Source organism: Ruegeria atlantica (genome assembly GCF_947495585.1).
Classification (GTDB): Bacteria; Pseudomonadota; Alphaproteobacteria; order Rhodobacterales; family Rhodobacteraceae; genus Ruegeria; species Ruegeria atlantica_G.
The window spans coordinates 782,717-799,169 of sequence record NZ_CANLZK010000001.1 but is presented as its reverse complement, the minus strand read 5'-3'; the positions used below and the strand labels follow the sequence as shown (position 1 = coordinate 799,169).

The 16,453-nt window shown below is 58.2% G+C and carries 20 protein-coding genes and 1 tRNA gene; 12 read left to right on the top strand and 9 right to left on the bottom strand.

Going from position 1 to position 16,453, the window contains the following annotated elements:
- The first annotated feature begins 237 nt into the window (after positions 1-237).
- Positions 238-483 carry a hypothetical protein gene (locus tag QMP16_RS03910; protein WP_108859061.1) on the top strand — a complete coding sequence of 82 codons (246 nt, stop codon included), beginning with the start codon at positions 238-240 and terminating at the stop codon, positions 481-483.
- 54 nt (positions 484-537) lie between these two features.
- Here the strand turns inward: QMP16_RS03910 and QMP16_RS03905 are convergent, their stop codons facing one another.
- Positions 538-2,082 carry a trimethylamine methyltransferase family protein gene (locus QMP16_RS03905; protein WP_282151287.1) on the bottom strand — a complete coding sequence of 515 codons (1,545 nt, stop codon included), beginning with the start codon at positions 2,080-2,082 and terminating at the stop codon, positions 538-540.
- Positions 2,083-2,499: 417 nt separating this feature from the next.
- Between QMP16_RS03905 and QMP16_RS03900 the strand changes: the two genes are divergently transcribed.
- Entirely contained in the window at positions 2,500-3,018 is a 519-nt protein-coding gene (locus tag QMP16_RS03900) for an outer membrane protein (RefSeq protein ID WP_282151286.1), read from the top strand.
- Positions 3,019-3,024: 6 nt separating this feature from the next.
- Here QMP16_RS03900 and QMP16_RS03895 read toward each other — a convergent pair whose 3' ends face one another.
- Together QMP16_RS03895 and QMP16_RS03890 are read right to left on the bottom strand one after the other, a co-directional pair.
- Entirely contained in the window at positions 3,025-4,212 is a 1,188-nt protein-coding gene (locus QMP16_RS03895) for a pyridoxal phosphate-dependent aminotransferase (protein ID WP_282151285.1), read from the bottom strand.
- A 58-nt stretch (positions 4,213-4,270) separates the two neighbouring features.
- Positions 4,271-4,615 carry an MmcQ/YjbR family DNA-binding protein gene (locus tag QMP16_RS03890; protein ID WP_282151284.1) on the bottom strand — a complete coding sequence of 115 codons (345 nt, stop codon included), beginning with the start codon at positions 4,613-4,615 and terminating at the stop codon, positions 4,271-4,273.
- 215 nt (positions 4,616-4,830) lie between these two features.
- Between QMP16_RS03890 and cysS the strand changes: the two genes are divergently transcribed.
- Genes cysS through QMP16_RS03875 form a run of 3 tightly spaced genes read left to right on the top strand, consistent with a single transcriptional unit; the run spans position 4,831 to position 8,641 of the window.
- Positions 4,831-6,228 (top strand): cysteine--tRNA ligase, encoded by a 1,398-nt coding sequence (gene cysS / locus QMP16_RS03885; RefSeq protein WP_282151283.1) that lies wholly within the window; start codon positions 4,831-4,833, stop codon positions 6,226-6,228.
- Positions 6,228-7,862 (top strand): citramalate synthase, encoded by a 1,635-nt coding sequence (gene cimA, locus QMP16_RS03880; protein WP_282151282.1) that lies wholly within the window; start codon positions 6,228-6,230, stop codon positions 7,860-7,862. The genes cysS and cimA overlap by 1 nt, the downstream gene beginning before the upstream one ends.
- Complete coding sequence (locus QMP16_RS03875) at positions 7,859-8,641, top strand: squalene/phytoene synthase family protein (protein ID WP_282151281.1); 783 nt, start codon at positions 7,859-7,861, stop codon at positions 8,639-8,641. The genes cimA and QMP16_RS03875 overlap by 4 nt, the downstream gene beginning before the upstream one ends.
- Here the strand turns inward: QMP16_RS03875 and QMP16_RS03870 are convergent, their stop codons facing one another.
- Positions 8,642-9,232 carry a YceI family protein gene (locus tag QMP16_RS03870; protein ID WP_282151280.1) on the bottom strand — a complete coding sequence of 197 codons (591 nt, stop codon included), beginning with the start codon at positions 9,230-9,232 and terminating at the stop codon, positions 8,642-8,644.
- Between the two features lie 91 nt (positions 9,233-9,323).
- Here QMP16_RS03870 and QMP16_RS03865 point away from each other — a divergent pair, with 91 nt between their 5' ends.
- Positions 9,324-9,740 (top strand): MarR family winged helix-turn-helix transcriptional regulator, encoded by a 417-nt coding sequence (locus tag QMP16_RS03865; RefSeq protein WP_282151279.1) that lies wholly within the window; start codon positions 9,324-9,326, stop codon positions 9,738-9,740.
- On the opposite strand, the gene QMP16_RS03860 is transcribed toward QMP16_RS03865, so the two are convergent.
- A complete protein-coding gene (locus QMP16_RS03860) occupies positions 9,737-10,954 on the bottom strand; it encodes an MFS transporter (RefSeq protein WP_282151278.1) in 1,218 nt (405 codons plus the stop codon). The genes QMP16_RS03865 and QMP16_RS03860 overlap by 4 nt on opposite strands.
- Positions 10,955-11,051: 97 nt before the next feature.
- Here QMP16_RS03860 and QMP16_RS03855 point away from each other — a divergent pair, with 97 nt between their 5' ends.
- The 4 genes from QMP16_RS03855 to QMP16_RS03840 are packed head-to-tail and all read left to right on the top strand — an operon-like array spanning position 11,052 to position 13,148.
- The gene (locus QMP16_RS03855; RefSeq protein ID WP_282151577.1) at positions 11,052-11,684 is read left to right on the top strand and encodes a DNA-3-methyladenine glycosylase family protein; all 633 of its coding nucleotides are present in this window, start codon (positions 11,052-11,054) and stop codon (positions 11,682-11,684) included.
- Positions 11,681-12,346, top strand: coding sequence for an alpha/beta hydrolase (locus QMP16_RS03850; RefSeq protein ID WP_058271726.1), 666 nt, complete (start codon positions 11,681-11,683; stop codon positions 12,344-12,346). Before QMP16_RS03855 ends, QMP16_RS03850 begins: the two co-directional genes overlap by 4 nt.
- Positions 12,347-12,348: 2 nt before the next feature.
- Complete coding sequence (locus QMP16_RS03845; protein WP_282151277.1) at positions 12,349-12,852, top strand: GNAT family N-acetyltransferase; 504 nt, start codon at positions 12,349-12,351, stop codon at positions 12,850-12,852.
- Positions 12,846-13,148, top strand: coding sequence for a putative quinol monooxygenase (locus QMP16_RS03840; RefSeq protein WP_282151276.1), 303 nt, complete (start codon positions 12,846-12,848; stop codon positions 13,146-13,148). Before QMP16_RS03845 ends, QMP16_RS03840 begins: the two co-directional genes overlap by 7 nt.
- 4 nt (positions 13,149-13,152) lie before the next feature.
- Here the strand turns inward: QMP16_RS03840 and QMP16_RS03835 are convergent, their stop codons facing one another.
- Positions 13,153-13,578, bottom strand: a complete 426-nt coding sequence (locus QMP16_RS03835) for a VOC family protein (protein WP_282151275.1) — start codon at positions 13,576-13,578, stop codon at positions 13,153-13,155.
- 31 nt (positions 13,579-13,609) lie between these two features.
- Entirely contained in the window at positions 13,610-14,215 is a 606-nt protein-coding gene (locus QMP16_RS03830) for an rRNA large subunit pseudouridine synthase E (protein ID WP_282151274.1), read from the bottom strand.
- A 213-nt stretch (positions 14,216-14,428) separates the two neighbouring features.
- On the opposite strand from QMP16_RS03830, the gene QMP16_RS03825 reads away from it, so the two are divergent.
- A complete protein-coding gene (locus tag QMP16_RS03825; protein WP_058278012.1) occupies positions 14,429-15,013 on the top strand; it encodes an HNH endonuclease in 585 nt (194 codons plus the stop codon).
- Between the two features lie 6 nt (positions 15,014-15,019).
- Here QMP16_RS03825 and QMP16_RS03820 read toward each other — a convergent pair whose 3' ends face one another.
- Complete coding sequence (locus QMP16_RS03820) at positions 15,020-15,484, bottom strand: disulfide bond formation protein B (RefSeq protein ID WP_282151273.1); 465 nt, start codon at positions 15,482-15,484, stop codon at positions 15,020-15,022.
- Entirely contained in the window at positions 15,481-16,059 is a 579-nt protein-coding gene (locus QMP16_RS03815) for a YqaA family protein (RefSeq protein WP_282151272.1), read from the bottom strand. Before QMP16_RS03815 ends, QMP16_RS03820 begins: the two co-directional genes overlap by 4 nt.
- Before the next feature lie 146 nt (positions 16,060-16,205).
- On the opposite strand from QMP16_RS03815, the gene QMP16_RS03810 reads away from it, so the two are divergent.
- Positions 16,206-16,291 (top strand) — tRNA-Leu (locus tag QMP16_RS03810).
- The last annotated feature ends 162 nt before the right edge of the window (positions 16,292-16,453 follow it).

The following is a 16,453-nucleotide window of genomic DNA, read 5'->3' as shown; positions in this document are numbered from 1 at the left end:
TCGGTGATTTAGGCAGGGCCTTGCCGGAACGGCACAGGCGTATCGGGCAAGAACCGCCGAAACGTGGATTGTACGTTTCGCCCAGCGGTTGATTGCAGACGCGACTCGGACAAACACGCGGAGAATGGCGCGAAACAGGACGTGTTGCCGGGTTGGGGTGACGACGTTCATCGATTTGGTGTCTGTGGTGCCTGTCCGGACGAAAACACACACAAATACCACTTAGGAGGCATCACAATGAAACCGCAAAACCTGGCAATCATTTCCGCATTCGTATTGGGCCTGCCGGCGATGGCTGCTGCGCAGTCCTCGGCGGACACCAATGGCGACGGAGTTCTGACCATAGAAGAAGTTCAGGCCGTTCTGCCCGAGGTTGACGCCGATGGTTTCTCGGCGATGGACGCCAACGGCGACGGGTCGTTGGACGCAGATGAAATTGCCATCGCGCAGGAAGCAGGGTTGCTACCGCCCAGCAACGGCTAATCCCGCGAAGGCATCGGCGGCCCGTACCCCCACGGGCCGCTATATTTCAATGGGTTACGCCGGTAAGTAAATGTTAAACCTGCCGCGCAGTTCGGTATCCAAAAGCGGATCGAATCTGGCCGGAGACGGCGTCGAGAGAATCTCTTCCTTCCGCTTCACCGCCTTTTCGATCAAATCGGGTTTGCCAATTTCAACCCATTCCTTCGGAGACGACCGGTCGCCAAAAGTCGGGTAGACATAGTCCGCCTGCATGCGGCTCAGCGTTGCATCGGTTCCCAGATAGTGACCGGGTCCGCCGATACAGACTTCGGCCATCTGATCCAGTGCCAGCGTTTCGTCCGTCACTTCGATGCCGCGTACACAGCGTTGCGCTTGCCCGATTAGATCATCGCTGAGGATCAGGCTTTCATGGCAGAATCCCAGCAGCGAGGCATGCATGCCTGCGGACTCATACACCATGTTCAAACCCGAAAGCCCGGCCATGACGTTCGAGCACATCTGCTCCCACCCGGCTTGCATGTCGGGCAGTTTCGCATCCGATGCACCGGCGGCCGCGCCGCCCGGCAGGTCGTAGAAGTGGTGCATTTGGGCGCAGCCCGCTGTCAGGAGTGCTTGTTCGCCAGACCCAATGGACATCGCACCTGTGCGCAGATCAAGGCCAAAGGGCCAGGTGCCAAAAATCGCGGGTGCACCGGGACTTACGGCGTTTACGTAAACCAATCCGGCCAGGCATTCTGCGGTGGCTTGCGCGATTGCACCGGCGATTGTCGAAGGCGCGGTTGCACCGGCCATTCCGGCCGATAGCAGCAGAACGGGCATGCCCGCTTTGATGCATTCCTCCATGACTTCGCAGCTTTCGGTTGCGAATTTCATCGGCGGAACAACAAAGCAGTTCGAGTTCGACATAAAGGGCCGTTCACGCCACTTATCCTCGCCGCCAGCGATCATGTGCAGCATCTCGATCGCAGGGGCCACGTGGCTAGGTTCGGTGAAGGACGTGCCGATATGTTTGAACGTTCCGGACGTGGTGGCGTAGACCGTGTTCAAATCCATCTCGAGGTTGTCGGCGATGTCGCGGCACACCATTGGGCGCTGAACAAAGTGAATGTTTTCAAGTTGTTCACAGATTCGGGACGCGTCGTGCAGGTCTTGAAGGGTCGAATCCCGGTATTCCTGCCCGTGAACATCAACCATGCTGACAGCCGCGCCGGCAGTACCAAAGTGGACGCGGTTGCCCGACAGTTCCAGATCGGAATTGCCATCCCTTGAATGCAAAGTGACCGATCGATTGGCCTTGGCGATCGTGTCTTCGACCAAGGCGCGAGGGAAGCGGATACGCCCGTCGTCACCCAAGATACAGCCAGCGCCGACAAGATAGTCGATCCCGCTTTGTGGGGCGTCCGCCAAACCAATGGTTTCCAGTGCGGTCAGCGCGGCTTGGTGAATACGCTCGATCTGCGCCGGGGTCAGCACCTTCAGCGTGCCGCCCTCCATGCCGGGGCGGATCGGGCGCAGATGTTCGGGCAGCGCTGTGGCACGGGCCGCACGGCGCGCGGCACGACCGCCGCTGCGCGATGTATTTCGGGATTGTTCGTTCATAATTTTAGGTCCGGTCGAGAAAGTACGTTCAGGGTGAGTGTACTCAGACCACAACCGGCCGCCCACGCGCGGCACGCCCGCGATCCGCACCAATGGTACGGCTGATCAGGCGAATCTTCCAAACGTAACTTTGCATGCGGGTCCTCAATTGGTGATGTAAACTCTCTCAATACGAGGGCGCACAATCTGTCCTGTTTGCGACCTGAGGGGCCAAAAACGAAGTGTTGTGCCTTGTCCGCATCACGTTCTTGCCGTCGGGTAAAGTTTTTTCCCGAATGTGGGAAATTCTGTTAAGCTTCTATCACTTATTTAAGAGTGGTCCGTGATCTCAATGGATTTTTGACGATTGCAGGCCAAGTTTTATGTGATGAAGCCCGTTATCTGTCGGGCGCGCTGCAAGGAATTTTGGAGAGGTTGATGAAAGCCCTGATGGCCCTCATGACCACTTGCCTGACAATCGGCATTGCACCGGTATATGCAGAGGATTGGACGGGGGCGTATGCGGGCTTCAGCTTTGGCTATGCGGATGTAGATGGCCCAAATAGCTCTGGCGGAAACGACACGACTTTTGGACCGCTTGTCGGTTATGACCATGACTTCGGTAATTTCGTTCTTGGGGGTGAGCTGGAATACAACAGGCTTTCTCTGGATCTGGGGCAGGGTGAAGGCAGTGTAGACAGTCTGACCCGCCTTAAGTTGCGCGGTGGTTATGATTTCGGACCGGCCTTGGGCTATGTTGTTGTGGGCGCGGCCCGATTGGATGCGTCGCCTGAAAATGACACCGCCGCAGTGTACGGGATCGGAATTGCCTATCCTATCGGCGACAGTTTCGTCATCAGCGGTGAGGCCTTGCGTCAGAATTTTAGCGACGTTACCCGAAGCCAGGGCGATATTGACGCCAACGTGTTCAACCTGCGTACAACCTTCCGGTTTTAAGGCCGTCTATTCTGCCGCGTGACTTTCCGCCAAGACGGCGGCAAAATCGCAAATTGTTCTGAGTGCTGCAGCAAAGCGGTCGTCATCAATTGTCATCGCAACGCGCACGTGTCCTGCCGCCGCTGTGCCAAAACTCTCACCGGGCATGACGGCAATTGCGTGTGTATCCAGCAATGCGTTGGCGAATGCCTCACCGCTTAGCCCGGCTGCGCGGATGTCCAGCATCAAGTACATCGCACCCTGTGCCGGCACGAGGCCGATGGTGTTCTGAGTGGCAAGAATCTCGACCGCCAACGCGCGACGACGCCGGAACGGGGCGGCGATTTCCTCTTCAAGATCATGGCCCGCGCTCAAGGCAAAACTGGCGGCGTCCTGAATGAACCCGGGCACGCCGTAAGTTGTGTGCGTTGCCAGATTGATGAGATGGGCGATCACCTGCTCAGGGCCGACCACCCAACCGCATCGGGACCCGGTCATCGCGTGTGACTTGGACATCGAACCAACGACCAAAGTACGCTCGGCCATTCCGGGCAGGGTACGTGGCGAGATATGCTCACCCTCCCAGACCTGCGTGTCATAAACTTCATCCGAGATCAGCCACAGGTCGCGGTCACGGCAAACACCTGCGATACCGTCCAGCGTCTCGCGGGAATATACGACGCCAGTGGGGTTGTTCGGGCTGTTGATCAACAGCGAAACCGCACCGTCTGTCGCCGCATCGATCTGCTGCGCGCGCGGCTGGAATGCATCCTCGGCGGTGGTCTGGATGGCGCGGGCTGTCGCACCGGCGCCCCGGATCGTGCCGGGGTAAGTCGCGTAGTAGGGATCGAAATACAGGCCGACATCACCGGGATCGCACACCGCTACGTGGGCTGCGAACAGGGCAGATTGGCCGCCCGGCGTGATCAACACGTTGTTTCGGCTTGTCTTCTGACCAGTGCGGGCCTGAATGCGCGCCGCAACGGTATCGCGCAGCAAATCCGACCCGGGCACCACAGCGTAGCCGGTGTTTCCCTGACGTGCCGATAGATCCATGGCATCCAGAATGGTCGGGTGCGTGCGAATGTCATGCTCACCAATGGTGAGTTCAGTAATGACGTGCCCTTCGCTGATCATCCGGCGCGCGCGGTAAAATACATCCCACCCATCACTGCCACCTCCGGTCAGATGAGTGATACGCTGCGACAGTTTCATGGCACGCTCCGATCTTGTCTTCAGCGCAGAATGGGCCAGAGGCATTGGAAAATGTCAATCAGCTTCGTGGAGGCAAAGTAGACTGCACTTTTTTCGTCAGGGAAGACCTGACCAGATCGTAGGATGTGGCCAGCCGATGACGCAGTTCATCCTCGTCACAGTCAAACGGCAGGCGGATCCAGCTGCGATGAAAATAGGGGGCTTTGGTACCGACGCCTGCTTCGATCAGCATCTGAGCTGTCTCGATATCAGGCGTTTTGACGGACACGCCATCGTTGGCGGTGCCGATGCAGGCAAACATCTTGCCGCCAACCTTCCAGGCATCATGGCCTCCGCCCCAGGGGTCGGAAAGGTCAGCGCCTGGAAACGTGCGGCAGATGGAATTGACAAATTCTCGGCTCATGGTCGAAAGGGTGCGTCACCTTGAGATTGAACTCAAGTCTTGGCTGAACGCGTTGTCCATGCTAGGGGAAGGACATGAACCGTATGACCTGCATCATTATCTGCTGCATTACCTGCTGATTTATCAAGCGGGCCGGTTTCTTTCGTTTTCATCCCTGAGACAAGTTGCTAAGCCCGCGCCAAGCGCAAGCATTTGCTGTCTTTAGGAGCCGACCGATGACGACGATCAAACTGCACAACACACGGACACGGGCGAAAGAAGATTTCGTTCCGATCAGTGCCGATAACGTGCGGATGTATGTCTGCGGACCCACGGTTTATGATCGCGCCCATTTGGGCAACGCGCGGCCCGTGGTGGTTTTCGACGTGCTCTATCGGTTGCTGCGCCATGTCTACGGCGCGGATCACGTGACCTATGTACGCAATTTCACCGACGTAGATGACAAGATCAACGCGACCGCGCTGGCACGCCAGAAAGCGGGTGCTGCTGGAACGCTGGAGCAGTTGGTGCAGGAACGGTCGGATGAAACCATCGGCTGGTATCTGCACGACATGGGCGCGTTGGGCGCACTTGAGCCAGACGAGATGCCGCGTGCGACTCAGTACATCGCGCAAATGGTTGCGATGATTGAGGATTTGATTGCGAAGGGTCACGCCTACGCAGCCGAAGGGCACGTTCTGTTCGCGGTTGACAGCTGGAAGGAACACTACGGCGCTTTGTCTGGTCGGTCGGTGGATGACATGATCGCCGGTGCCCGGGTTGAGGTTGCGCCATACAAGCGGAACCCGATGGATTTTGTGCTGTGGAAGCCCTCGACCGATGAGTTGCCGGGGTGGGACTCGCCTTGGGGTCGCGGTCGTCCGGGGTGGCACATCGAATGCTCGGCCATGAGCTATGAGCTTTTGGGTGACAGCTTTGATATTCACGGTGGCGGAAACGACCTGATGTTCCCGCATCATGAAAATGAGATCGCGCAGAGCAAATGCGCCCATCCGCACGGTGAGTTCGCGCGGTACTGGTTGCACAATGAGATGTTGCAGGTTGAAGGCAAGAAGATGTCCAAATCTCTGGGCAACTTCTTCACCGTGCATGACTTGCTGGAACAGGGCGTGCCGGGTGAGGTGATCCGCTTTGTGTTCCTGCAGACCCACTATCGCAAGCCGATGGACTGGACCGAGAAAAAAGCCCGCGAGGCTGAGGCGACGCTGCGCAAGTGGCGGGCGCTGACAGCGGGCATCGAGCCCGCCGCCAGCGCTGCACCCGCAGTCGTTGCTGCGCTAGGGGACGACCTGAACACGGCGGGTGCTTTGGCGGAGTTGCACCGTTTGGCGGCTGATGGTGATGCGGCCTCGTTGCTGGCCGGTGCTCAGTTACTTGGTCTGTTGTCGCAAGAAATGGGTGCTTGGGCTGATACGGCTTCGGTGGATCTTTCAGCTCATGCAGATAGATTGTCTGATGCGCGGGCGAGTGCAATGCAGAGCAAAGATTTCTCGGAAGTCGATCGCCTAAAGGCAGCTTACGTGGCCGCTGGTCTGGAAGTACGAATGAGCAAGGACGGTGTCGAACTGGTTCCAGGCACTGGGTTCGATGCGGCCAAGCTGGAGGGCGTATGATGACCAAAGAACGCCTCTACCTCTACGACACCACCTTGCGCGATGGGCAACAAACGCAGGGGGTGCAGTTCTCGACCGCTGAGAAGGTGCAGATCGCGCAGGCTCTGGACGAGTTGGGTGTGGATTACATCGAGGGCGGTTGGCCGGGGGCGAACCCGACGGATAGTGCGTTTTTCGATGCGGCTCCTAAGACGTCGGCCTGCTTGACCGCCTTTGGGATGACCAAACGGTCGGGCCGGTCGGCTGAGAATGACGATGTTCTTGCGGCGGTGATGAACGCGGGTACGCGGGCTGTCTGTCTGGTGGGTAAGTCGCACGATTACCACGTGACCCATGCGCTTGGCATCTCATTGGATGAGAATGTCGAGAACGTCCGTGCCTCTGTTGCACATATCGTAGCGCAGGGGCGCGAGGCGCTGTTTGATGCCGAGCATTTCTTTGATGGCTACAAGGACAATCCAACCTATGCGCTTGAGGTTTGTCGGGCCGCGATGGATGCCGGTGCGCGCTGGGTTGTTTTGTGTGACACCAATGGGGGGGCTTTGCCTGCGGAAGTGTCTCGGATTGTGTCCGAGATGGTCGCGGCGGGCCTGCCGGGGGACCGGCTGGGTATCCATACCCACAACGATACGGAAAACGCGGTGGCCTGTTCTTTGGCGGCTGTCGATGCGGGCGCGCGGCAGGTTCAGGGAACCTTGAACGGATTGGGAGAGCGTTGCGGAAATGCGAACCTGACCTCATTGATCCCGACGCTGCTTCTGAAAGAACCTTATGCATCGAACTTTGACATCGGCGTCAGTGTCGAGGCGCTGGCGGGTCTGACCCGCGTCAGCCGCATGCTGGACGAGATCCTGAACCGGGTGCCCAGCAAACAATCGGCCTATGTCGGGGCGTCCGCATTTGCGCACAAGGCTGGGCTGCATGCCAGCGCGATCCTTAAGGACCCAACGACCTATGAACATGTGGATCCGGCGTCGGTTGGGAACACACGGATCATTCCGATGTCGAACCAGGCGGGGCAGTCGAACCTGCGCCAGCGCTTGATCGAGGCCGGTTTGTCGGTCGAACCCGGTGACCCGGCCTTGGGCCGCATCCTCGAACGGATCAAGCTGCGCGAGGCAGAAGGTTATTCCTACGACACCGCGCAGGCCAGCTTTGAGCTTCTGGCGCGGGACGAACTGGGTCAACTGCCTGAATTCTTTGAGGTAAAGCGGTACAAGGTCACCGTTGAGCGGCGCAAGAATAAGTACAACAAGATGGTCAGCTTGTCCGAAGCCGTTGTCGTGGTGAAGGTCGACGGCGAAAAGAAGCTGTCGGTCAGCGAGTCTCTGGATGGGTCCGGCGGTGACCGGGGTCCGGTGAACGCGCTGGCCAAGGCGCTGGCCAAGGATTTGGGGCAGTATTCGAGGATTCTGGACGATATGCACCTGGTCGACTTCAAGGTACGTATCACGCAGGGCGGCACCGAGGCTGTAACCCGCGTTATCATCGACAGTGAAGATGGGCAGGGTCTCCGGTGGTCCACCGTTGGCGTCAGCGCGAACATAGTCGATGCCTCGTTCGAGGCGTTGCTGGATGCGATCCAATGGAAACTGGTGCGTGATTGCGGCCCACAGTCGGCAGTCGCCGAGTGAGTGCTCCATTTGACGATGACGTCAAGGCCTGTGCCGCGCTGTTGCATCGGGTGGATCCCGACCGGTTCATGGCGGCCATGGCGGCCTCGGTTTCCGCACGTGCGGTGTTGTTTCCGATCTATGCGCTGAACATCGAAGTCGCCCGGGCACCCTGGGTCACGCAAGAACCGATGATTGCCGAGATGCGCCTGCAATGGTGGCGTGATGCGTTGCAAGAAATTGCCGAAGGTCCGACTGTTCGCCGGCATGAGATCGTTACGCCGCTGTCGCGTGTCTTGTCCCCTCATCTTGCGTCGATGATGGATGAATATGTGGCCGTAAGGCGTTGGGATATCTATCGCGACCCGTTCGAGGACGAAGATCATTTCGACGCGTACATAAACCACAGCGCGGGCACGCTCACGGTGGTAGCGGCACAAGCGCTGGGGTCGGCGGATGAGGAAGTCATGCGGGACTTTGGCTATGCCGTTGGGGTCGCGAATTGGTTGCGCGCCATCCCGGACCTTGAAGCGCGCGGGCGAATTCCGCTGCTGGATGGCACGCCTGCGGGTGTTCAGCGTCTGGCCGAAAAAGCGTACGGGCGGTTGAAACGGGCCCGTACTCAGCGGCGCTCGGTTTCGGTAAAAGCCGCCGCTGCGCTGCATGCCGGTTGGCAAACCGAATTGGTTCTGAAGCAGGCCATAGCGCGCCCGGACAGGGTCGCTGCCGGTACACTCGGTCCGGGTGAAATCCGCCGCCGCCTGTCATTGATGGTGCAGGCGGCGACGGGGCGCTGGTAATTACTCCCAGCCGCCGGCGCGCATTTCGGCCGAGATTTTCAGTTGCACCAAGTCCGACGTTCCCGGGGCAAACATCCCGACGCCATACTCGCTGCGCAAAAGTTGGCCAGCGGCTTCGACGCCAACCCAGTCACCTTTGTAATAATCGAAAAATCCGGCCAGAGGGTGTTCGCCCATGAAGGTCAGGTCGATCTCAAGCGTTGCGGGCTTGGTCTGATCCTTGATTGTCAAATCTCCAATCATTTGCAGGGTGCTTGCACCGGTTTGCACCGCCGAGGTCGAGATGAATTTGATGTTTGGGTAAGCTTCGACATCGAAGAAGTCACCGCTTTTGAGGTGATCGTTGAGCGGCCCCCAACCGGTTTCGACACTTGAGGCGTCGATTGTGATATCCGCGCTGGTTGCGGTGACATTTTCGGGATCAAACTCGACGGTGCCGGATACGGCGGTCCATTCGCCGGATTGTTCGGTCAGTCCCGCGTGGTTGTAGTAGAAACGGATTTCGGTGTGACTTTGATCAAAGTGATAGGTTTCGGCAAGGACTGGTGTGGCCAGTGCCAAGACGAGGGCAGATGCGGTAAACAGCTTCATGACATTTCTCTGATTTGCAGGGTTGATGATTAACATGTAAATGCATCTAAAATTATGAGCAAAGAAAAACCACAATCCTCGCGGAGGCGTGATGAGCGGATTTGAAGAACGAGAGGCGGCTTGGATCGCACTGAACCAGACACGCACCCGGATCTTTTCCCGGACCGAGCGCGCTCTGGTTGCTGCCGGATTTCCCCGGCTGCACTGGTACGATGTTCTGTGGGAGTTGGAGCGTTCCCCCGAAGGATTGCGGCCCAAGCAGTTGGAACGACAGTTGTTGTTCGATCAGTCCAGCTTTTCCCGACAGGTCGCGCGTATGGCCGAAGATGGTTTGATAACGCGCCATGCTGCGGTGGGTGACGGGCGGGGGAAGATTCTGCGGATCACCGACAATGGCCGCAGTCTGAGGCGGCAGATGTGGGACATTTATCGAAAGCACATCGATGAGGGTATGGCCGAGGCGCAAAATTCAGGTTCTTTTGACCCGATAACGCGTCTTTGCGACTAGGCAGTCCGTGGTCTCATCGTCAGCCACATAAGCGCGCCACCCGCCAGTGTAAGCAGCGGCACCATTGCGACGTTTACTGCGGTCCAGCCCTCGACCGGGGAGCCGCCCGAACAATTCATCAACCCGCCCGAGGCGAGCGAGGCGAAGGTCACGCCGCCAAACACCAGCAGGTCGTTAAGCCCCTGCATACGTCCGCGTTCGCTGACGTCGTGGGATTCAGCCAGCATGGTTGTCGCGCCAATGAAGCCAAAGTTCCAACCGATCCCCAACAGGATCAGCGCAACAAAGAAATTGCCCAGTTCAACCCCCTGCAATGCGACCGTTCCGGCAGCGGCAAGAATAAGCAGGCCCAATGCCACGATTTTTTCGACGCCAAAGCGGGCGATCAGCTGACCGGTGAAAAAGCTGGGGATGTACATGGCCAACACGTGGCTGGTGACGACATCAGCGGCGTCATTGGCACTGAACCCGCAACCCACGACGGCCAGTGGCGTCGAGGTCATGACAAGGTTCATCAGCGCGTAGGATACCATGGCGCAGATGATCGCAACCGCGATGCGCGGCGTCTTCAGCAACTCGATCCGGGACCGGCCCTTTGGGGCATCAGCCGCAGGTTTGGGTGGGGTCGGGATGTCGAGGAAAAAGAATAGGGCCGAGCCAATGACGTTCACCGCGATGACAGCGATATACGTGCCGAGGAATGGAATGACATACGCGGTCGAGGTCAGTTTGACGATCTGAGGTCCGATGATTGCCGCAGCCAGACCGCCCGCCATGACATAGGAAATCGCTTTGGGACGAAACGCGTCTGATGCGGTGTCAGCGGCCGCAAAGCGGTAGAAACCGTGCGCGCTCATGTAAATGCCAGTCAGCAGGCTGCCAGCCAGAAACACTGGGAATGACCCCAGAAACAAGCCATATGCGCCGACAAGCCCGCCGCAGGCCCCGGCGGTTGCACCAACCAGAAACCCTGCGCGGCGTCCCCAGCGCTGCATGATGGCCGAAATCGGAGTGGCGGCGAGCATTGAGCCAAGGACGATCAAAGATATGGGCAGAGTCGCCAGGCAGGGATTGGTTGCCAATGATTGGCCGGCCAGCCCACCGACGATAAAGATCATCGGCATCTGTGCGCCAAGCAAGGCCTGCGCGGCCACCAGAACGGCGACATTCCGTTTGGCCTGACTGTTGTCGGAGGGGGTGGCGGTCATCGTCATGAGCACATGCGTAATGGCGAAAACGATTGTGCACAAGCGGGTTGCATCTGCGGCAAAGCGGCCTAACGTGCAGTCGATCATCGAGGCCGGAGAGCACATGTCCGTTGGACGGATCATAGAAACACCCGACTGCGTGGAAGAAGGCGCAACGTGGCTGGCCGAAAGCTGCCCGCGAATGGCCTATGCGATGGAACAGACCGGCCCGTTGCCCTTGCGCCGTCGCCCGGACGGGTTTGCGCAACTGCTTAGCGCCATAGTCAGTCAGCAGGTGAGTGTGGCCTCGGCCAATGCGATCTGGAACCGGTTGAAGGATGCGAAACTGACCGGCCCGCGCAAAATCATGTGGGCCACCGACGATGATCTGCGTGCAGTTGGGTTAAGCCGGCAAAAAATCCGCTACGCCCGCGCTTTGGCTGAGGCGCGCATTGACTACAAAGCCTTGCGGGACGTTTCAAACGATGACGTGGTGGCGATCCTGACCGAGGTGTCGGGTATTGGCGTCTGGACCGCCGAGATCTACGCCATGTTTTCGCTTGGCCGCGCTGACGTGATCGCGCCGGGCGATCTGGCGCTGCAAGAGGCTGCGCGCATCCTCTATGATTTGCCCGATCGACCGACCGACAAACAGCTGCGCCAGATGGCCGAGGCCTGGTCGCCCTGGCGGTCGGTTGCGGCGCGGGTTTTGTGGGCCTATTACCGGGTGGCAAAAGAACGAGAAGGGATCAGATGACACGGGTTTTGAATGCGCTCCGAAAAGAGCCGGTTTCGGGCGATACACGCTCGGTCGTGGTGTTCGTGCACGGCTATGGCGCCAACGGGGCCGATTTGCTGGGGTTGGCCGATCCGCTGGGGGAACATCTGCCCGACACGTTGTTTGTGTCACCCGATGCGCCGGAACAGATTCCCGGAATGCCCAACGGATATCAGTGGTTTCCGATCCCGTGGATTGACGGGTCGTCCGAAGAAGAAGCACGCCGTGGCATGGAAATGGCCGCCGACGATTTCAACGCCTTCCTGGATGCCCTGATGGTGGATGAGGATGTGCTGCCCGAACAGGTGGTTCTGTTTGGGTTCTCGCAAGGTACGATGATGAGCCTGTACGTCGCGCCGCGCCGCGAAGACCCGGTGGCTGGGATTGTTGCGTTCTCTGGCCGGTTGTTGGAACCGGACCTGCTGCCCGACGAAACCGTCAGCCGGATGCCCATCCTTCTGGTGCATGGTGATGCCGACGACGTGGTTCCGCCGCAATCTCTGCCCGAAGCTGCCGAAGCACTGCAGGCCGCAGATTTCAAAGAAGTTTATGCGCATGTCATGAAGGGCACCGGCCACGGGATTGCCCCGGACGGTCTTAGCGTCGCGCTGGCCTTCATGCGCGACAAGCTGAGCCTGTAGCGATGATCGCGGTCCGTCCCATGATGCCTGAGGATGTGGCAGTTGCCTGTCGGATTCTCAACGAAATCATTGCTATCGGCGGGACGACCGCGTTTGAAACACCGTTTTCTGAGGCGCTGTTTGCCCAAGTCTACCTGAACGGCGCAGACAAAATCTGTTGCCACGTTGCCCTTGATGAACAGGGTGCGGTGGCCGGGTTTCAATGGCTTGGCACGAATGAGAACCTGCCGGAAGATTGCGCGGATATAGCGACTTTCACCCGGCGAGAGCCGGTGTTGAAAGGGGCAGGGCGGGCGTTGTTCTCTGAAACCACAACCTACGCTGCGGCCCTTGGGTTCAGCGCGCTCAACGCGACGATCCGGGCCGACAACCGGCAGGGGCTTAGCTATTACGACAAGATGGGTTTCCGCGACTATTCGGTCACTTATGCTGTTTCTCTGCAAGACGGAACGCCAGTCGACAGGATTTCGAAACGGTTTGAATTGAAGAAGGAAACGACATGCTGATTGTCACCGGAACGGTTGAAGTGTCGCTAGATAGTGTCGACAAAGCACTTGAGGCCGCACAGAAAATGGTCGCCGAGACCGTAAAAGAGTCCGGCTGCCTGATCTATGAATTCAGCCAGACACTCGGGCAATCCAACAAGTTCCGCGTGTATGAAGAATGGCAGGATCAGGCCGCGCTCGAGGCGCATTTCGTTTCCCCGCATATGGCCGAGTTTCAGGCTGTTCTGGGCGAAGTGGGCGTTGTTTCGAGCGACATCTACAGGATTGTCGGGGGAGAAAAGCAACCGCTGCGCTAGGGTCTCAATCCCACAGGTGACCTTCAGCGAATTCTACCGAGTTCCCGGCGGGGTCCCGAACATACAGCGATCGTGCCCCGCTTGGCCAATCGAACTCGGCGTCTATGGGAATGTTCCACTCCAGCAGATGCTTGCGCATTTCGTCTATCTCTGTCCGCGATAGAGTCATGCAGACGTGACCGGGCCCGCGTGCGCCATGCGGTGGGACCGGCAGGTTCGGATTTTCCGGCGGTTTTGCCGTCTCATCAGCGTTGAACAGCAACAACACCGATCCGCCGACACGGAAAAATGCATGCCGGTTCGCGACGCGTTGAATACACTCTAATGCCAGTATTTCACCATAGAATCGTTCAGCCGCGTCCAGATCGCCAACATAAAGCGCGGCCTCAAGGATCCCCTCTGGGGATGGTGTGCTTCGGGTGACTTTCATGCCTTAACCCTATCACAAAAGGACGTTTTTGTCACCTGCGCGGTCGGCGGTCCCGTTTACGTTGCGGCGCGGAATCCAATGTAGGGGCTGTCAAGCTGTCCCATTGGCCGGGCGCCAACCCCGCTAGCGTCCAGTCCCCGATCCGGGCGCGGATCAGGCGCAGGGTGGGATGACCGACCGCTGCCGTCATACGTCGAACCTGCCGGTTGCGGCCTTCGCGCAGGGTCAGCTCAATCCAGCTGTCCGGTATAGTCTGGCGGACGCGGATAGGTGGGTTTCGTGCCCACAGGCCTTCGGGCTCATCCATCAACCGGGCCTTGGCCGGGCGCGTTTTACCATCCTTCAGATCGACCCCGTCGCGCAGCGCTTTCAGGGCGGCAGCATCGGGTGAACCTTCCACCTGAACCCAATAGGTTTTGGGCATCTTGTGCTTGGGGTCCGATATTTGCGCCTGCAGCCGGCCGTTGTCAGTCAGCAGCATCAAGCCTTCGCTGTCGCGATCCAGCCGCCCAGCCGGATACACACCGGGCAGGTCGATGAAATCCGACAAAGTGCTGCGCGGCGTCTCTGCATTTGCGCGGTCGGTAAACTGCGGCAACACATCGAAGGGTTTGTTGAATCGTATGAACCAGCTCATGATCCCGCCATAGCCTGCCAGAGGCAGAGAACGCAACCTGTGGATAACTGTCACGTCTTTGTTACGGAGCAGGCATACTCAATACCCGAGATGTTGTGGAAACTCAGGGCTTGTCAGAGTTTTAACACGATATATAGTTAAGTTAAGGCCGGGGCGGGTGTTCCCCGCTCTGGTGTCAATAACGGGCAGAGCAGAGCGAGGAGCGATTCCGATATGGACGGAGAATTCAGGACCGAATTTGTCAGGGAACCGGGTGCCCTAAAGCACCATCCGGCATTGGTTTTGAACGCCGATTATCGCCCCTTGTCCTATTACCCCTTATCCCTGTGGCCCTGGCAAGAAGCGATCAAGGCGGCCTGGCTGGACAGGGTGGACATCGTGGCCGAATACGACGAGGTCGTCCGAAGCCCCAGTACCGAGATCCGAATACCGTCGGTCGTTGTCCTGAAAGACTATGTAAAACCCAGAAAGCGCGTGGCCTTCACGCGCTTTAATTTATTTTTAAGGGACGAGTTCCGCTGCCAGTATTGTGGAAGCCGGGACAACCTGACCTTTGACCATGTTGTTCCGCGGGCTGCCGGGGGTGTGACCAGTTGGCAGAACGTTGTGGCGGCGTGCAGCCCCTGCAACCTGAGGAAGGGATCGAAGTCGCTGCGGCAGGCGGGCATGTCGCTGCGCAAGCCGCCGCGTCAGCCAGATGCCGAGGCACTGCGAAACATCGGACGCAAGTTCCCCCCGAACCACCTGCATGACAGTTGGATCGACTTTCTGTATTGGGATGCCGAACTGGACGCGTAGTAACGCTTATTTCGCACGAAACGCGGCCAGCCAGACCAAAACCAGACCAGCAGATAGCAGAGCGTTCCAGCCAGCCATCGACAGGCCGAACATCTCCCACGGGATATCATCACAGCGCACAAGTGGCGCGGACATGATCTGATCCATCAATTCTTCAGCGGATAACCCGCCAATATCGCCCGACGTGCAACTGGTTGGGCCTTCCCACCATTTCTGCTCGACACCTGCGTGGTACATGCCAATCCCGGCAGTTACCATCGCGGCAACCGCACCTAAAAGCGGTAGAGGGCGAATGCCCGGAAAGGTAAAGGCCAACACGCCAATCAGAACGGCCGCGCTGTGGGGATAGCGTTGCCAGATGCACATTTTGCAAGGGGCCATTCCGCCCAGATGCTGAAACGCCCAGGCGCCTAACAACAGTGCGGCGGAACCGCCTGCCGCAATCAGGATCAACAGTTTTTTGCGTGTCATAAGAACTTCACCGCTAAGAACCCACCGAACAGCAGGATGACAAACAGAGTGAACATAAGCCCCAGACGCTTTTCGATGAAGTTGCGAATGGGTTCACCAAAGCCCCAAAGCAGTCCGGCAACAACAAAGAACCTGAGCGCGCGGGCCAGAATCGACGTGGCGATGAATGTGCCCAGCGGCATGCCCGTCCAACCGGACATGATGGTGATTACCTTATACGGGAATGGGGTAATCCCTGCGCCCAGCACGGCCCAGAATCCGAAGTCGTTGAACTTGGTGTTGAACTCTTCCATGGCATGCGCTTTGCCCATGGATTCGAGAATGGGTTGGCCGATGCTTTCATAGAAGAACGCGCCGATCGCATATCCCAGCATGCCTCCCAGCACCGACGCCACCAGGGCAACGGTCGCGATCAGCCAGGCGCGTGACGGGCGTGCAAGAATCATGGGAATCATCAGAACGTCCGGGGGAATCGGAAAGAACGAGCTTTCGACAAATGCCACAACGGCCAGAGCCCAAAGCGCGTGCGGGTGTTCGGCCAGACGAATGGTCCAGTCATAGAGCGATCGCAACATCAGATGCTAAAATCCCGTTCTCTTGTTGCGTCAGCCAAACCATGCGCCTGATGGGGCGTCAACCGTGCCTGAAGAAAACAAACTGAATATCGGTTGTTTTTTGCCTCTGGACCTTCCCGATTATGAGCGCTAATCCAGTGTTCGTGGCCCAAGTGGCGGAATGGTAGACGCAGGGGATTCAAAATCCCCCGTCCTAGCGGACGTGCCGGTTCGAGTCCGGCCTTGGGTACCAAGGTAAAAACAGAGGGTTAGGGGAACCTGCTCTCTGTTTTTTCTTTTTTGGTATTTCGAATGCTCATGTTGCCACTTTTGGTCCGGTACCGAAAATGTCGGGGTTTTGACGGTCGTTGGAAAGCTTGGCGACAATCTAAGTTCCGGATTGCGCGCAGCTTTT

Excerpts from the sequence above, each read along its gene's own strand:
- QMP16_RS03910 (WP_108859061.1), top strand. The coding sequence starts at position 238 with ATGAAACCGCAAAACCTGGCAATCATTTCCGCATTCGTATTGGGCCTG.
- QMP16_RS03905 (WP_282151287.1), bottom strand. The coding sequence starts at position 2,082 with ATGAACGAACAATCCCGAAATACATCGCGCAGCGGCGGTCGTGCCGCG.
- QMP16_RS03900 (WP_282151286.1), top strand. The coding sequence starts at position 2,500 with ATGAAAGCCCTGATGGCCCTCATGACCACTTGCCTGACAATCGGCATT.
- QMP16_RS03895 (WP_282151285.1), bottom strand. The coding sequence starts at position 4,212 with ATGAAACTGTCGCAGCGTATCACTCATCTGACCGGAGGTGGCAGTGAT.
- QMP16_RS03890 (WP_282151284.1), bottom strand. The coding sequence starts at position 4,615 with ATGAGCCGAGAATTTGTCAATTCCATCTGCCGCACGTTTCCAGGCGCT.
- cysS (WP_282151283.1), top strand. The coding sequence starts at position 4,831 with ATGACGACGATCAAACTGCACAACACACGGACACGGGCGAAAGAAGAT.
- cimA (WP_282151282.1), top strand. The coding sequence starts at position 6,228 with ATGACCAAAGAACGCCTCTACCTCTACGACACCACCTTGCGCGATGGG.
- QMP16_RS03870 (WP_282151280.1), bottom strand. The coding sequence starts at position 9,232 with ATGAAGCTGTTTACCGCATCTGCCCTCGTCTTGGCACTGGCCACACCA.
- QMP16_RS03865 (WP_282151279.1), top strand. The coding sequence starts at position 9,324 with ATGAGCGGATTTGAAGAACGAGAGGCGGCTTGGATCGCACTGAACCAG.
- QMP16_RS03860 (WP_282151278.1), bottom strand. The coding sequence starts at position 10,954 with ATGACGATGACCGCCACCCCCTCCGACAACAGTCAGGCCAAACGGAAT.
- QMP16_RS03855 (WP_282151577.1), top strand. The coding sequence starts at position 11,052 with ATGTCCGTTGGACGGATCATAGAAACACCCGACTGCGTGGAAGAAGGC.
- QMP16_RS03850 (WP_058271726.1), top strand. The coding sequence starts at position 11,681 with ATGACACGGGTTTTGAATGCGCTCCGAAAAGAGCCGGTTTCGGGCGAT.
- QMP16_RS03845 (WP_282151277.1), top strand. The coding sequence starts at position 12,349 with ATGATCGCGGTCCGTCCCATGATGCCTGAGGATGTGGCAGTTGCCTGT.
- QMP16_RS03840 (WP_282151276.1), top strand. The coding sequence starts at position 12,846 with ATGCTGATTGTCACCGGAACGGTTGAAGTGTCGCTAGATAGTGTCGAC.
- QMP16_RS03835 (WP_282151275.1), bottom strand. The coding sequence starts at position 13,578 with ATGAAAGTCACCCGAAGCACACCATCCCCAGAGGGGATCCTTGAGGCC.
- QMP16_RS03830 (WP_282151274.1), bottom strand. The coding sequence starts at position 14,215 with ATGAGCTGGTTCATACGATTCAACAAACCCTTCGATGTGTTGCCGCAG.
- QMP16_RS03825 (WP_058278012.1), top strand. The coding sequence starts at position 14,429 with ATGGACGGAGAATTCAGGACCGAATTTGTCAGGGAACCGGGTGCCCTA.
- QMP16_RS03820 (WP_282151273.1), bottom strand. The coding sequence starts at position 15,484 with ATGACACGCAAAAAACTGTTGATCCTGATTGCGGCAGGCGGTTCCGCC.
- QMP16_RS03815 (WP_282151272.1), bottom strand. The coding sequence starts at position 16,059 with ATGTTGCGATCGCTCTATGACTGGACCATTCGTCTGGCCGAACACCCG.